Annotated in this window: 16 protein-coding genes; 6 read left to right on the top strand and 10 right to left on the bottom strand. The window is 37.4% G+C overall.

All coding sequences use genetic code 11. From position 1 onward, the window contains the following. The first annotated feature begins 78 nt into the window (after positions 1–78). Positions 79–1,173, top strand: a complete 1,095-nt coding sequence (gene mnmH / locus PSE69_RS10040; RefSeq protein ID WP_004919920.1) for a tRNA 2-selenouridine(34) synthase MnmH — start codon at positions 79–81, stop codon at positions 1,171–1,173. Positions 1,174–1,255: 82 nt separating this feature from the next. On the opposite strand, the gene PSE69_RS10035 is transcribed toward mnmH, so the two are convergent. After that, positions 1,256–1,519, bottom strand: a complete 264-nt coding sequence (locus PSE69_RS10035; protein WP_014658383.1) for a DUF3811 domain-containing protein — start codon at positions 1,517–1,519, stop codon at positions 1,256–1,258. A 357-nt stretch (positions 1,520–1,876) separates the two neighbouring features. Between PSE69_RS10035 and PSE69_RS10030 the strand changes: the two genes are divergently transcribed. Next, positions 1,877–2,884 (top strand): DUF481 domain-containing protein, encoded by a 1,008-nt coding sequence (locus PSE69_RS10030; RefSeq protein WP_230088961.1) that lies wholly within the window; start codon positions 1,877–1,879, stop codon positions 2,882–2,884. A gap of 80 nt (positions 2,885–2,964) precedes the next feature. On the opposite strand, the gene PSE69_RS10025 is transcribed toward PSE69_RS10030, so the two are convergent. From PSE69_RS10025 to hxsD, 5 genes are read right to left on the bottom strand one after another with little or no spacing between them, the layout of a single operon-like run. After that, positions 2,965–3,267, bottom strand: coding sequence for a hypothetical protein (locus PSE69_RS10025; RefSeq protein WP_004919911.1), 303 nt, complete (start codon positions 3,265–3,267; stop codon positions 2,965–2,967). A 32-nt stretch (positions 3,268–3,299) separates the two neighbouring features. Further along, the gene (gene hxsA / locus PSE69_RS10020) at positions 3,300–3,869 is read right to left on the bottom strand and encodes a His-Xaa-Ser repeat protein HxsA (RefSeq protein WP_004919908.1); all 570 of its coding nucleotides are present in this window, start codon (positions 3,867–3,869) and stop codon (positions 3,300–3,302) included. After that, a complete protein-coding gene (gene hxsC, locus PSE69_RS10015; protein ID WP_014658381.1) occupies positions 3,866–4,969 on the bottom strand; it encodes a His-Xaa-Ser system radical SAM maturase HxsC in 1,104 nt (367 codons plus the stop codon). Before hxsC ends, hxsA begins: the two co-directional genes overlap by 4 nt. After that, positions 4,962–6,347, bottom strand: coding sequence for a His-Xaa-Ser system radical SAM maturase HxsB (hxsB, locus tag PSE69_RS10010; protein ID WP_072502266.1), 1,386 nt, complete (start codon positions 6,345–6,347; stop codon positions 4,962–4,964). The genes hxsC and hxsB overlap by 8 nt, the downstream gene beginning before the upstream one ends. Next, positions 6,344–6,619 carry a His-Xaa-Ser system protein HxsD gene (gene hxsD, locus PSE69_RS10005; RefSeq protein WP_004919898.1) on the bottom strand — a complete coding sequence of 92 codons (276 nt, stop codon included), beginning with the start codon at positions 6,617–6,619 and terminating at the stop codon, positions 6,344–6,346. The genes hxsB and hxsD overlap by 4 nt, the downstream gene beginning before the upstream one ends. 306 nt (positions 6,620–6,925) lie before the next feature. On the opposite strand from hxsD, the gene PSE69_RS10000 reads away from it, so the two are divergent. From PSE69_RS10000 to PSE69_RS09990, 3 genes are all read left to right on the top strand, one after another. After that, positions 6,926–7,348, top strand: a complete 423-nt coding sequence (locus PSE69_RS10000) for a VOC family protein (protein WP_040133141.1) — start codon at positions 6,926–6,928, stop codon at positions 7,346–7,348. A gap of 366 nt (positions 7,349–7,714) precedes the next feature. Next, complete coding sequence (locus tag PSE69_RS09995) at positions 7,715–7,957, top strand: zinc ribbon domain-containing protein (RefSeq protein ID WP_004919892.1); 243 nt, start codon at positions 7,715–7,717, stop codon at positions 7,955–7,957. 36 nt (positions 7,958–7,993) lie between these two features. Beyond that, positions 7,994–8,566 (top strand): class I SAM-dependent methyltransferase, encoded by a 573-nt coding sequence (locus PSE69_RS09990; RefSeq protein ID WP_004919889.1) that lies wholly within the window; start codon positions 7,994–7,996, stop codon positions 8,564–8,566. 94 nt (positions 8,567–8,660) lie between these two features. On the opposite strand, the gene PSE69_RS09985 is transcribed toward PSE69_RS09990, so the two are convergent. The 4 genes from PSE69_RS09985 to alkB all read right to left on the bottom strand — a co-directional run bounded on the left by PSE69_RS09985 (position 8,661) and on the right by alkB (position 12,041). Continuing rightward, positions 8,661–9,122, bottom strand: a complete 462-nt coding sequence (locus PSE69_RS09985; RefSeq protein ID WP_004919887.1) for a YaiI/YqxD family protein — start codon at positions 9,120–9,122, stop codon at positions 8,661–8,663. Between the two features lie 81 nt (positions 9,123–9,203). Next, positions 9,204–9,959, bottom strand: coding sequence for a DUF4184 family protein (locus tag PSE69_RS09980; protein WP_060561022.1), 756 nt, complete (start codon positions 9,957–9,959; stop codon positions 9,204–9,206). A gap of 202 nt (positions 9,960–10,161) precedes the next feature. After that, positions 10,162–11,187: a threonine aldolase family protein gene (locus PSE69_RS09975; protein WP_102780548.1), complete on the bottom strand. Its 1,026-nt coding sequence runs from the start codon at positions 11,185–11,187 to the stop codon at positions 10,162–10,164. A 221-nt stretch (positions 11,188–11,408) separates the two neighbouring features. Next, entirely contained in the window at positions 11,409–12,041 is a 633-nt protein-coding gene (gene alkB, locus PSE69_RS09970) for a DNA oxidative demethylase AlkB (RefSeq protein WP_121875095.1), read from the bottom strand. Positions 12,042–12,458: 417 nt separating this feature from the next. Between alkB and PSE69_RS09965 the strand changes: the two genes are divergently transcribed. Then, positions 12,459–14,648: a glycoside hydrolase gene (locus PSE69_RS09965; protein ID WP_121875094.1), complete on the top strand. Its 2,190-nt coding sequence runs from the start codon at positions 12,459–12,461 to the stop codon at positions 14,646–14,648. Positions 14,649–14,659: the final 11 nt, after the last annotated feature.

The following is a 14,659-nucleotide window of genomic DNA, read 5'->3' as shown; positions in this document are numbered from 1 at the left end:
ACCTTATGATTGCGTGCCTTCATTCCAACATGGGAGTATAGTAGTCGCTTCGATTGGATTGATATCACCGTTTTTATTATGGAATTAACTCCTTTAGTGAAAAATATTCGACAGATCCTAGCCACAGATACACCTATAATTGATGTTCGCGCGCCTATTGAATTTAAACAAGGCTCAATGCCAGCAGCTCATAATTTGCCTTTAATGAATGATGCAGAGCGTGCAGCCGTTGGGACTTGTTACAAACAGCAAGGTTCGAAAAAAGCGGTCGAATTAGGCCACCAATTGGTTAATGGTGCCATTCGCTCAGAACGACTAGCTGCATGGCATAAAGCTTGCCAACAATTTCCCCAAGGCTATATCTGCTGTGCTCGAGGTGGCATGCGTTCACACATTGTTCAGCAATGGCTACGTGAAATCGGTATTGAATACCCATTAATTGTTGGTGGTTATAAAGCCTTACGACAGACAGTTATTGAGTTAACAAAAGAGTTAGTACAACGACCGATTGTCCTTATTGGTGGGTGTACTGGTAGTGGAAAAACAACAATGGTACGTAAACTGCCCGATGGTATTGATCTTGAGGGTATCGCTCATCATAGAGGCTCTTCTTTTGGTCGCACACTACAACAGCAATATTCGCAAGCTACATTTGAAAATCATCTTGCTGTTGAACTGCTGAAAAAATCACAACAATATTCCCGCTGGGTCATCGAAGATGAAGGCCGTGCAATTGGTGCAAATAGCCTCCCTCAACCTTTACGTACCCAAATGGCACAAGCATCATTAGTGGTCGTTGAAGATCCATTTGAATTACGCTTAGAGCGGCTTAAAGCTGAGTATTTTGATCGTATGACTCACGACTTTTTAAGTACTTATGGTGAAGAGCAAGGCTGGGAGGCTTACAGTGAATACTTGCATCATGGCATATCGGCAATTCGTCGTCGTTTAGGTACACAACGCGCGGCAGAACTCAGCACCTTGCTAGATAGCGCATTAATCGAACAACAAAAAAGCGGCTCAACAGAGGCCCATTTTGCTTGGTTATGCCCCCTACTTCATGAATATTACGACCCAATGTACCACTATCAACTCGAGAAAAAACAAGATCGAATTATATATCGTGGTTGCTATGAGGATGTTTTACAGTGGCTTACCGCTAATGCGTTTTAAAAGAAATGAGCCTACTTACAGAGCCAATCTCATCCCTCTGTAAGTAGTAATAAGTTCTATTGGTCAATTCAAGGTAGTACAGTTAACGGAAACCTCGCCGATGGTTATGTGTTGACCAACTGTATGTTTCATCACTAGCAGCTAACTTGTCTTTCCTTTTTTGTGCCCTCGCTTTTTTCGCTGCTAATTCAACTTCCCTTGATATTTCAGCAACAATTTCATTTTTTACCCTACTGTGCTCCGCATTGGTTAATTCACGCCCCAATTTCTTTCTCTCTTGACCGAGCCGCGTATTTACTCTAACCCGTTGAGCATCGGTCATTTCTTGCAGCGTTAACATTTTCATTGGTTCACCTCTGTCATCGCGTAGGAGTTAATAATATAGCACTCAAACTGCTAAAAAGGTGGTCATATAGATCAATTTTACGATATCAATCATTCTTTTTCTGATGGCCTTATTGACCCTAGCTTGATAAATACCCGTGATTTTTTAAAAGCAAACCAATGGGATTTTTATTAATGCCAAACCAAAAAATACTTAAGTGATATTTATTTTTCACCCTCTTTGAGAGTTAAATAAATTTATACTTTAGTAAATGAAAATAAATATACCGCCTAGTTGAGTAAAGGCTATTGATATCGAATTTTATCGGCGTTACGGTTAAGTGATTGATATCACTAGCACAGCATGAGGTTTAATTTAATGCGATATTTAGCAATTTTAATTATAGGTTCAATTACAACCTCTGCTTATGCTGATAATATCTATTTGAAAAATGGAGATTCTCTGTCAGGAATGATAAGTATTATTGATGATAATAAGGTGCTTATTAAAACCAGTTATGCTGGAGAATTAAGGGTCAAACTAAATGATATAAAGACATTTGATATTGATGAACCGGTCGTTATCAAACTGCGTTCTCCAGATAAATGGCAACAAATCGATGCAATTGAAGCGTCAAAAGAAGGCGAAATAATCCTAATTAGTGGTGATAAGCATCAAAAAATGAGAATTAACGATGATTTGGTTTTAAGTAAAAAACTAGATGGTACTTCCCTAAAACAAACAAAAATCACGGGTGGAATAAATGCAGGCGCTACCTATAATAAAGGGGCCTCAAGCAGTGAGAAATATTCATTCGATGCCAATATGCAAATATCGGCGAAAGATTGGCGCCATGGATTAAATGGTGCAATGCTCCGGAATAAAGATGACCATAACGTCAGTAGTTATTACTACAATTTAGGTTATGAATTAGACTATTTTATTAATCCATCTTTCTTCTGGCGTGGCTCACTTAATTATCAACATGATTGGATCGAAGACATAAAATCCAAAGGTGGTGTTGGCACAGGCCCTGGTTGGCAAGTATGGAATACCGAGCTAAGTTCGCTTTCATTTACTGGCCTTCTCAGTTATCAACACATGACATATCGCAATGGGGTCAATGATAATTATATGCAAGGGTCATTGGCTTGGGATTTTAACCAATACCTATTTGCTAAAACAATAAGCATCTACACCAAAGGTCGTATTGGTCGAGGATTTAATAATGATGTGAGCCTCGATTTAAATGCTCGACTTGGCATGATGTATCACTTAACCGATGGACTAAATTTGAATGCCAGTATTATTAGAGAAAAAATCAATGCAGATAAAGGTGATTCTAACAATACCAACTATACCATCGGTGTTGGATATAAATGGTAACTGCTATCATTGTTTATCGTATACATACGATGTTTACACTGAGTGATATTTAGTTAATATCTGTTATGTTGGATCTTAGGCTAATCAACTGATAATTCATAGCTATTGCCATCAGCATCTTCAGCGATAAGTTCGCCATAACCATCCCATTCAACATCAACATCCACTTCTTCACCATCTGAATTAGTTATTATACCTGTTCCGTATTTCCCTTGAATATCAATATTCCCGCTGACACTTTCACCATAATCATCTGTTCCAGAAACATCATAATTATACCCATATGGTGAACCTGTACCATAACGATAATTGTAGAGGTAATCATCAGCATATACGATGCCAGAAAAAAAGAATGTTAATATAAAAAGAAAATAGCCCTTCATTAAATATCCTTACATGGCAACATTAGCCTTGATTAGTTTGATGCATATATTCCCAAGGAATTCAGTAGTTCTGCATCTATAAACACATTAAGCGGTAACCCGTATGTTTGTCGATAACGCGTTATCGCGTTTCTAGTTGCAGGCCCCATCACACCATCTATTACCCCATCAAAATAATTTCTCTCAAAAAGTGCATATTGAACCCGCATCACCAATCTTTTACGTTGTTCTGCTGTTAGTGTTGATTGCCTAATATTTGCTGCATAGTCATTTTTGTTAGCTGAATTTTGTGCATTTCCAGATAAATTACGCTGTTGATTATTTGTCGCTGGAGCCGAATAAGATGGTGTTACAGGAGCCGAACGATAATAACCACCACCCGAGGAAGAACGATGAGAACTGTGGCTACGATGGCTTCGATGTGAACTATGACTTCGATGACCTGCAATATATATTGGCGTTTCAGTATTTAAAGGAGCAAAAATAAGATCATCGGGTTGATAAGATTGTTCATTTTTAAACGTAATCGCAGAGTCTGCAAATACTTGATTATTTAGCACAAGAAACCCAGGTAATAATGCTGCTAAATTCCATTTTTTCATACTATAACTCTCGGTGGTTGGTGGTATTGACCATAAGATGAACTAAAATACCCTCCACATTCGCCCATCATTTTGCAGTGAAGGCAATCATCAGGATAGTAATTCTTCCAATCAGATATTGATTGAACACTATACTGCCATAGATCCTGTGAGATATGACAGAGGGGATAATTAAATAATACAATAGGTAATTGAGATCTTTCTGCGATATCAATCGCTTTTTGTAGTGATTCAAGATAGGTCTCAGGATTTACGTAAAGCGATTTCCAATTTTTACGAGCCCACCCTGTCGCTTCCAAATTCATTACTGAAATTTGATTGATGTTTGAAAAAACACGTCCTGCCATTTCAACAACAGCATATAGATCTGAATAATTATAGTTTGTAGGAATAAATCTTAATTCTATGTTTAATCCACTGTTACCAGCATTGATAATGCCTGATATTGTTTCTTCAAATGCACCATCACTTGATACTAGTTTATTGTGTATACTTGCTGAGGCTGAATATAGCGGGATCCCAAAAGTAATAGGAAGCTCTTTTGCAATATTTGCTACTTGTTTTGTAAACATTAAATCTTTAAATGCTCTGCCATTCGTCAGAATATGTAATGCTGTTTTTGGCGTATTATTTTTAACATGCTCCAAAAACTCAATAAATTCAATACCATAAAGCAAAGGCTCACCGCCACTAATTCCAATAACTCCTTCTAATTTAAATGCAGCTAACGCTTGTGTAGCAACATCTAATAACCAACTATCGGATATATTCTTAGGTGGCTGAGAGCAGAATAAACATAAGTTATTACATCTTTCTGTCAGCAATAGCGTATTATGATTGGCTTTTCTAGAAAGAATAATTCTCATTTTGTTCATTGTTACAGAAGCAATATCACCACTTTCGATTGAATGATATAATGTTTCATCCGCTATAACATGTTTCACTCCAGCAGTATGGTATTCTGCACTCTTTTCCTTAACGACTAGGATATTATCAAAATAAAACTCAGGGCTAGATAGCTGGTCCTTATATAGCTGGTAATATCCAGCAGGAATTGGCTCAAGTAATATAAATTGATCATTTCTTACAACGTTAGGCATAAGACCATTCCTTTAGAATCTTTGCATCTTCATTGTTTTTTATTATTTTAGATAATAAGAGATTAAACATACCTTTATGATATAAACAGAAACGCGATAAGCTTTTATTACCGATAGGCTCACCGAATAGGCTAATATTTTGGCATGGGTCAACGCCACAAAAAGGTTGATACGCACAATTATCACATCCGACATGGAGCATATTCAGTGAGTCAGACAGCAATTGATGGTAGATAGGATTTTGTGAAAATATAAGCTGCTCTATATCTCCAATGGAAAAATCAATATCAGGATGGACTTTTTGTAACATTCTAGTCTCATCACTACCATATAGCTTTCCATCATAATTAAATAGTAAGCTATTGAAAATCAATCCACTAGGTGATTTCAAATCTGCGTATCCAGCAAAATTTGGATTATTTATTCTTTTAATGTGGATTGCAGCAGAATGTTCGACAAATGGAATTCCTTGCTTATTTTTTTCAAGAACAAGCTCTAATAGTTTGGAATAAAAAGCAAGATACTCATCAATAGTGTAATCCTCTTTGTTTTTAGCGAATCCATAAGGACTAATAGGCCGAATAAAAATATCGAATATTTCTAACGATTGATGTGCATCCAGTAGCAAATGTGGGGAGTCAAGTAAAGCTTTTGTCACTGTGGTCACTGTTGCAACATGTGATTTACCAAGCGCTTTCTGTAATTTTTTAATATTATTTTCAACGAGTTGAAATGAATTGCCATTGGGTAAAATTCTATTCTTATTATGGATAGATTCCGTTCCATCAAGAGAAACCGAATAATAGATAGGTTTATTGATAGACCAATCAATCATATCATCGTTAAGCAAAGATAGACTTGATGTAATAACAAATTCAATATTTTCTTCCCCAAGTACTATCACGGCTTCTTGATATATTTTTTTTATTAAATCAAAACGTAGTAGAGGCTCCCCTCCCTGAATTTCTATTTTGTATGGTTTAGATGAAAGCTTTTTTATTAATGATATTATTTTAGGGATTTTTTCTTCTTTAAGATCAAAATTTTTGGCTGATAATGAGGCGCGACTAACTTGGCAATATTTACACGTATGATCGCATCTGAGAGTCGGTACTATCATAAAAATAGGAGAAAATTTGATCTCATTTGTTATTTTTTTTCCAAGTGCTGAAGAAAGCATCTTCTCTGCTAACAAAACATTATTGCTAATAAATAGCTTTTCTATTAGTTCTTTGTTTAGTTGCTCATTCGATGTTGCATGTTCGTTAACTAACTCAAAAAAATTTTCAGACTTTAGCGTGGTCGAATACCCCGCAAGATTACTTATGAAAAAATCTTCTTCACTTATTTTTTCAAAATTAAAAGGTAAAAGATTCATTGAGATAAACGCTCATCAATACTGGCCAATACTTTACTCATAATCGAGCTTCTGATATCTCTTGTCTTTATATCAATCTGTTCTCTTAAAGTATAATCATTCAATAGGCGATTAAATTGAAATAAAGTATCATCATTACAGTCTTTAAAGGACACCTCATACGTAGTGTCTTTTTCTGTCAATGTCCATTCTGTTATTGATGTCATCCAGTATAACGACTGTCTTATGACAGAGATCGAATACTGTTCTTTTTGTAGGGTTAGTCTATTCATTGTACATAACTAGTTATAAAATTAAAAAATATACCTTAAATTTAAGGGGATTTAATTTGGAATTCTCTTAAAGACTAAGGCAAATAATACCAACCAATTTTTCACTTATAGTTAACAATAAAATCCAACATCTTAAATCTATTTAAATTTTGCTCATCTGCCATTCTCAATAGCGTAATAACATCGATGGGTAACTTATACCTTATTGATAGATATTAGAATAAAATTGACTCAAAACGCCCTCGATATTTTATTAATTTGCTTGTATTTTCAAAGTGGCTGGATCCCAAAAAGGAAATGATAGCAATGAAATTAACACAACTTTGGCGTAAGCACCCTTCAAGCGAGCATTTAACTACCCCACGTGTGATGGCTCGTGTTTTCGTGAAGCAAGGTGAATTAGAAAGTAGCATTGCGTTTTATGAACAACTGCAACAAATCACTATAGACGGTTTTTTCCCTTTCCCTGAGCACCAACTGCGTCTTGCCATGGTAGGTGCTTTCTTGATCATTGAAGGGCCAGATGACAAATTGGCCCCCTTTACGAGTACTCATACGACATTCCTCGTTGATGATGTGCAACCTTATTACGATAAATTAGTCGAACAAGGCGCGAAAATTATTTTCCCACTACAAGATGTACCAACCGGAAGAGCTTTTAATGCAGTTCATCCCGATGGCACAGTTATTGAATATGTTCATCACCGCCCAAATCATGAGGGCCAATAACCGCAGTACAAAACACATTGACAACCCAACATCTTAATAGCGTCAGCGCTTAATTTCTCTCGCGCTTATAACTGTTTTACAATAAGCGCTTTGAGACTTTATATCTCATATGCATAAGTTAAATAATGCCCCCTAATATGTACGCCATACACTGATATAAAATTAATCTATTCCCGCCATGAAGCCTACCTCATATTTTATCTTTCTTATTTCTTATTTCTTATAGAGATTTAACTATTAGCGTCAAATTTTGTTATTAAATAAATTTTCAGTGTAATTAATTGTAATTATGCATAAAAATTATTGAGCTTGGTGCTATATCCAAGGTTTATAGTATAAACCTGTTCAACGATGGAGGACTGTATCATGTCATTTCTCAGTTGGTTATTTGGCTTAGGCAAGCATTCTCGATATTCAAAACATGGGCGTTATTCAGGTCATGGCGGTTATTCTAAACATGGTCGCCAACATGACCAATATGAATATCAAAATCGCGATAGCTACTCTGATGTTAATCAGCAATATCAAAATATTATGCGATGTAAACAGTGCAACTCAATCTTAAATAAAGAAGCGAAATTCTGTAGTGAATGTGGTCTACCGGTATAAATAAGAGCCTAAAAAACCCTACTATAGGTACACAATATGAAAATATCTTTTTTTTACCAAATAAATCACTATCCACTTTATATGAAAAATTTTATCGCATCGCCAACTAAGATGGGAACTGTCTTGCCCTCTTCTCGTTGGTTATGTAATACCATGCTCAACAATATTGATTGGAGAAACAGTTATAAAATCGCAGAAATCGGTGCGGGTAACGGTGTTATAACGCAATATATTTTGCAACGAATGTCATCGTTAGCATATTTAGAACTCTATGAAATCAATAATGATTTCATTAAAATTTTGCAGAAGATAGACGATCATCGAACAACAATTCATCATTGCTCAGCAGAATATCTATCGGGTGATTATGATATTGTTATTTCAGGGATCCCTTTTCGTTCACTAAGAAAGAAGATGGGGATGAAAATTCTCAAAAAGGTACAAGAGAGGTTAATAAAAAACAACGGAAGCCTTATATTATTTCAATATACTCAAGGGTGTGAGTCCATGTTCTCACGTTACTTTTCTTTTACCAAAAAGAGGGTTTATCTAAATTTTCCACCAGCTTGGGTGTACACCTGTAAACCAAAATTAGACAGTGACGACTGATCTTCGGATAATAAGAGTACCGTAATGAATATATATGACATGTCACCTTAGAACGGTTTTAACGGCTTTAAGGTGACATCATAAACCCCAACCATTATTGAGTTAATGCTTTCCTACGTTGCAATAACCATTTATCTAGTTCATTTGCAAATTGTTGCCGGTCACGTTGACTTAGGCTTGCAGGTCCCCCTGTTTGTACACCGCTTGCCCTCATCGTATCCATAAAGTCTCTAATTGTTAAACGCTCACGAATGGTCGCTTCACTATAGCGCTCTCCCCTTGGATTTAACGCAATAGCGCCTTTTTCCATCACTTCCGCCGCTAAAGGAATATCAGCAGTAATCACTAAATCACCCAATTGTGCACGACGTACTATTTCATTATCTGCCACATCAAACCCTGCTGGAACTTGCAAGGTACGCAAAAAGGCTGAAGGAGGAACGGTTAACCGTTGATTAGCGACGAACGTTATCTGAACTTTCTCGCGATCTGCCGCGCGGTACAGCACTTCTTTAATCACTTTCGGACAGGCGTCAGCATCTACCCAAATAAACATAAAGTTACCCCGTAACTACAATATTAAAGGCTATCTTACCAAGATATAACAGCAAGGTGAGTTTTATTTTACATAGCACTTTTACTTTTCGTTCACGGTGATGAGGGTATATTGTTTCCATAAGGCAAACACAGTTAATAAACCAAAGAAAAATGGAACCGCTAATGTTAATTCGAGGTAGACCAACCGGTTAATATGCAAATGTGGCTCTTTGGGCACTAAATAGTACGCGAGCGGTGCCGCTAAAAAGGCCGAAATAATAGCAATAACAAAAAGGTTTTTAAGTCTGTGAATATTTTCCCATTGATTTTCTTGGCTTTGTCGATAATGGTACTGCCAGTATTTATAACACAGATACAGTGCGCCGAATAAAGAGCCCGCATGCTGCAATAGCTTATAAATAGCAATCTCTTGGCTATCCGTCATAATATTTAAATTTGATTTAAGAAATGTAAAATGACGAACAACAGCCCCTGTATCATGAGTAAATGAATCCCAAATAATGTGTGTTAGCGCTCCGAGAAAAAATGAAAATATCAGGATGGCGCCATTTTTTGTGCTCCACCGCCAATTTTGGGGAAACTGAAATGGTACCACCTTTGATAACGGAACTCGGAGCCAATAAGTCACAACATAAATAATCAAGCAAATTGGCAGCCCCGTATAAAACCATCCAACGACATGATGGGCTTGTGCCGCTATTTGATACAGCCCAAAAGAATAAAGCAGATCTGGGCTTAAACTCCCCAAAATTAGTGCTGGTAAACTAAGCCATCGACCAAGCTTAGATTGTTTTAATGGAAACACCACTGCTGGGTGAGAAAAAGTCCATGGCATACAAACAATCCCTTACAACAGAAAAACGTTTATTTTGCACTCATGATCCGATTTGTATTATGAGATAAATCGTAAAGCCATTGATATATTAAGCTTATTTCCTATTACGCTATGAGTGCTAAGCTAACAAACTAACTCCATTCGCTCTTATAGCATTAAGCATATCAACCCCAAATTTAATTTCAGGGTTGATAAATTGCCATTAAATTAATGAGTTAAATGTTGAAATAAATCTATCAACATCTTCCTGAGTTGTTGACCAGGAAGTACAAAGGCGCAAACAGCTTTTCCCTGCTTCAGGCTCACAAATCTTACGCAATACGTAATGAGACATCAATTGAGTCGCAAGTTCGTTAGGTAAAACCACAAAAATTTGATTAGATTCTGGTGGCGCAAGGAAACCAAAACCTTTTTCCTCAAAAAGGTTCACTAGCTGTGTCGCTTTATCATTAACATATGCCCCCAATTGAAAAAATAGGTCATCGCTAAACAGTGCATCAAATTGTGCCGCCAACAACCAACCCTTTGCTTGCAAAGCGCCTTTTTGTTTTAGGGTATAGCGGAAATCAGACTTAAGTGCAGGATTTAAAAGCACCAATACTTCTGCTGAAAAAGCGCCTATTTTTGTTCCACCGATATAGAACATATCCGTCATTTGAGCGATTTCTTCGATTGTTAAATCACTCTTGTTCGACATTAATCCAGATGCTAAACGCGCCCCATCCATAAATAGCCACAAACCATATTGATCACAGGCCTCCCTTAGAGCCTGAAGTTCATGTTTACGATATACAGTACCTATTTCTGTTGAGTTACTGATATAGACTAATTTGGGTTGTACTGCATGCTCATCACTATGCTCGGCAAGTACCGCCTGAATATGCTTTGGTTCAAGTTTACCGGAGTCTGAGCTAACGGTGAGGACCTTATGGCCTGTTGCTTCAATAGCCCCTGTTTCATGGGTCGCAATATGCCCAGAATCGACGGCAATTACGGCTTGATGTGGACGCAAAACATGGGAAATGGCTGTTAAATTGGTGATCGTACCACCATTAAAAAAGTGAATATCTGCGTCTGTACGCCCTATTCTAGACTTAATTTTCTCCGCAATTTGTTGAGTATATTTATCTGTTCCATAACCATCAAAACGGCTTCCAACTAAATCATTTAGCGCTTTCATGACTGCGGGGTGTGCTATTTCATTATAATCATTTTGAAAACTGTACATCATTATTCCCAGTGCTGTTTTTGTTAATATTTTTCATAGCACTATTTATATTCGGATACACAGCAATCTTCAATAGCCTGAACGACATCAGTCGTTTTAATGCTGTTTAAACTTTCTCAAGTAGTTTTTAAAATTATTACAACAAAAATTTATGAGCAAAATAAGGGGTTATATTCTTTTTATCTGTATAGACATTATTAGCTTATCAGCGACGTCCTTTTTTACTGGCAACGCCGAAAAGTGATATTGATTCTAAATTCCCCTAAAACCGGATGGCATCCTGCTTTAATGCTACGTACGCCATGGTAATTTAGCCTAGATTTACCCCCCCAAACCACCACATCACCATGCTCTAATAGTAGTGCTGTCTTGGGCGCTTCACGAGTTAAGCCACCAAAATCAAATGTTGCAGGTAGCCCTAGAGAAAAAGAGACGATCGGTTGAGAAAAATCCATTTCATCTTTGTCTTGATGTAGTGATAATTTTGCCCCAACAGAATAACGATTGATTAAGCATGCATCTGGTGAAAAATGATAAAAACCAGCCATTTCAGCGGCCTTCCTTGCTAATTCGATAAAAATTGTCGGCATTTCGGGCCAAGGCTTATTTGTGACAGGGTCACTCTTTTGGTACCGATAACCTTTATGATCAGTTGCCCATCCCCAAGGGCCACAGTTGGTCATCGCCACTGACATACCATATCCACCCGGTGTCACCATATATCGAAAAGGTGATTGCTCTACCACCTCATCAAGTGCTGATATCAATGCCTGCCCATTCCCTAATAAAAAACCTTTTAATAAGAAAGCATCTTCGGCAATTAACAACCTATTGTCTTCATCCGAAAACAGCATATTCACCTCATCCAAATTAACTAAATAACGTTCATAGTATAACCGGTGATGAGTGATCCGCTTCTCACAAAACTACATTATCATTGCTTTTTAATCTGATGGTTCAAAGCGATTAAGCACAGGTATACCAAGCTATTTTCTCGTTTCTTATAGTACTACATCCCGACTTTTCTCCCATTATTGGTAAACAAAAATTAATCATTTCAAACATTCCGGCCGATATTAACAGCAGACATCGACGATTAATGTCACAGTTATTGTTTAATAAGCAATAATTTGATTAGCCAATATATTCAACTTAACGCGATTAATTCGAGTTTTTATCTATACTTAAATCTGATTTTGATTTCTTTTCACTCAAGTTAGAATTTCATTAATCACATTAAAATATTTTATAAAAGTAGAGTTTATAATTAAATGACCAAATACTCCTGCAAAATTACCGTAGCCCTACTATTTATTAGCTCAATCGCTCACGGCATAACGCTAGAAAATACTGATTTTTCTATCGCCATTGAACCCGAAACCTTAAAAATGACTTATCAAGATGAGATCATTAATGAAGGCACTCAGTATACCCCTGTTGAAAAGCTTAACTCGGGTGCAGATAGCGCCAAATGGTATTGGCCAGATAAACAGATGGAAGTGACGGCTCACCTTGAAGGTAAACAACTTCATTTACGCTTTACCACAACACAAACTCAACAACTCTTTTGGTATCAATCTCCTATCACAGTTTCAGCGCTATATATGCCGTTAGGTGAAGGCAGTCACATCCCCACTGACAATCCCATATGGCAACAGTATTTAATCAATGAACAAAATGGGATTGATACTAACTATGACCTTAAGCTCCCATTATGGGGCCAACAGCAAAAACACGTTTATAGCTGGTTAATGGCAAATCCATTTGGTAATCAGATTGATTTTACGACCCAATCTAAACAGCTGAAAATGTCTGCTCGTCATGTCTTTGACCAATTTAATCTAAACCGTCCCTTTGATGTAATACTCTCAATTGGCGATACCCCATTGGATGGCGCTTTCGCTTACCGCCAATATTTAGAATCAAAGGGTGAAATTAAAACATTACGAGAAAAATTCGCGGATATCCCCGATGGACAAAAGCTAATTGGTGCGACTCACATTTATGTATGGGGTAAAGGGTTGCTTGATCAGCAAGATATTAAAGATTGGCAAGGGTTAAGCCAATATTTACAATCTCCGAATGGTCAGTCTATTTGGGATGCACTAGAACAAGAAGCGCAAGAAGCATTCAAAAAGATTAAGCTCTCACCGCCTGAAAAATGGCAGCAACCATACTTAGTTGGAGCTTTGAATGAAGCCTTCAAGCGTATCGTTCCTAATCAAAAAACACCTGACGATAGTGATTTTTTATACTCTCAGAAGCTACAAGCACAAAAAATAAAGCAAGTTGTTACACAGCAGTTAGGGCCATGGTTAATCGCAAGCGAAAACTGGGGGCAAGGTTTATCAATTCCACTGATTAACCAGCTCAACATTAGAGGACTAGATAAACTTTGGTTAGGAGTTGATAATTGGACCGTAACCTTTTATCAGCCTCAAGCAGTTGAACAAGCCATTGAGCTGGGTTATTTAATTGGCAGTTATGACTCCTATGATACCGGGATCCCTGTTGGTACAAATGACCAATGGCTTACCGCTCAAGTCACCAACGAATTACGCGAAAAATGCGCCATTGTGCAGGAAAAAGGCACCAAATTAGCTGGGTTTAGTGGCAAAGGTTACTACCTGAATCCAGGCTGCATGTTAAGTTATTCACAAGATAGGATCAGAAAATTACTTGAGCTTTCATCAACGAATAGTTTATTCCTTGATGTCGATGGTACAGCGATGGTAACAAATGACTATAATCCAGAAAATCGCACAAGTGCAGAGCAAATGACACACGCCCGTAATGCACGTATGCAGTGGATTGAAAAAAACCTTAGAATTCCTTTAGGATCTGAAGATGGCAATGCCTTAACAGCAAAGCATTTAATGTTTGCCCATGGGATGGAAACGTGGGGTTTTGGTTGGGGCGATCCTAGTATCCATAAAGATAAGCATTCTCCTTACTATTTAGGTGCCTGGTGGCCTGAAAGTGAACCAGCGACCTTTTTTAAACAAGCAAAATTAAAACAACCTTATTTAACCGTTGTATTTGATCCCCGTTGGCGTCTCCCAATGTACCAAGCTGTCTTCCATGATACTATTATTAGTACTCATCACTGGACCTTTGATAACCTCAAATTCCCCGAAGTACAGGTAACGAGAGAGTTACTCAGCCAGTTATATAATACCGCGCCTTTATACAATTTAAGCCGTAGCACCCTTCACCAGCGCCTCCCCGCCATGATGAAATCTAACAGTGTTTATCGGCCACTACACGAGGCTTTATGGGATCAAAAAATGGTCGGCTTTCAATGGCTTGATAATCAAGGCGGGGTACAAGAAACTCGCTTCAGTGATGGCTCAATAATCATGGCCAATTTTTCTAAGCAAGTATTTAAAGATTTACCTCCACAATCGTTAAAAGCCATTTTGTCTGACGGACGGGTCATTAAGCAGAACTACGCTCGTTAGCTTCATTATCT

Origin of the sequence: Providencia sp. PROV122 (genome assembly GCF_028482365.1) — a bacterium.
Classification (GTDB): Bacteria; Pseudomonadota; Gammaproteobacteria; order Enterobacterales; family Enterobacteriaceae; genus Providencia; species Providencia stuartii.
The sequence above is the reverse complement of the archived record's forward strand: the minus strand, read 5'-3'. Positions and strand labels throughout refer to the sequence as shown.

Coding starts and splice junctions, on each gene's coding strand:
- mnmH (WP_004919920.1), top strand. CDS start 79: ATGGAATTAACTCCTTTAGTGAAAAATATTCGACAGATCCTAGCCACA.
- PSE69_RS10035 (WP_014658383.1), bottom strand. CDS start 1,519: ATGAAAATGTTAACGCTGCAAGAAATGACCGATGCTCAACGGGTTAGA.
- PSE69_RS10030 (WP_230088961.1), top strand. CDS start 1,877: ATGCGATATTTAGCAATTTTAATTATAGGTTCAATTACAACCTCTGCT.
- PSE69_RS10025 (WP_004919911.1), bottom strand. CDS start 3,267: ATGAAGGGCTATTTTCTTTTTATATTAACATTCTTTTTTTCTGGCATC.
- hxsA (WP_004919908.1), bottom strand. CDS start 3,869: ATGAAAAAATGGAATTTAGCAGCATTATTACCTGGGTTTCTTGTGCTA.
- hxsC (WP_014658381.1), bottom strand. CDS start 4,969: ATGCCTAACGTTGTAAGAAATGATCAATTTATATTACTTGAGCCAATT.
- hxsB (WP_072502266.1), bottom strand. CDS start 6,347: ATGAATCTTTTACCTTTTAATTTTGAAAAAATAAGTGAAGAAGATTTT.
- hxsD (WP_004919898.1), bottom strand. CDS start 6,619: ATGAATAGACTAACCCTACAAAAAGAACAGTATTCGATCTCTGTCATA.
- PSE69_RS10000 (WP_040133141.1), top strand. CDS start 6,926: ATGAAATTAACACAACTTTGGCGTAAGCACCCTTCAAGCGAGCATTTA.
- PSE69_RS09995 (WP_004919892.1), top strand. CDS start 7,715: ATGTCATTTCTCAGTTGGTTATTTGGCTTAGGCAAGCATTCTCGATAT.
- PSE69_RS09990 (WP_004919889.1), top strand. CDS start 7,994: ATGAAAATATCTTTTTTTTACCAAATAAATCACTATCCACTTTATATG.
- PSE69_RS09985 (WP_004919887.1), bottom strand. CDS start 9,122: ATGTTTATTTGGGTAGATGCTGACGCCTGTCCGAAAGTGATTAAAGAA.
- PSE69_RS09980 (WP_060561022.1), bottom strand. CDS start 9,959: ATGCCATGGACTTTTTCTCACCCAGCAGTGGTGTTTCCATTAAAACAA.
- PSE69_RS09975 (WP_102780548.1), bottom strand. CDS start 11,187: ATGTACAGTTTTCAAAATGATTATAATGAAATAGCACACCCCGCAGTC.
- alkB (WP_121875095.1), bottom strand. CDS start 12,041: ATGCTGTTTTCGGATGAAGACAATAGGTTGTTAATTGCCGAAGATGCT.
- PSE69_RS09965 (WP_121875094.1), top strand. CDS start 12,459: ATGACCAAATACTCCTGCAAAATTACCGTAGCCCTACTATTTATTAGC.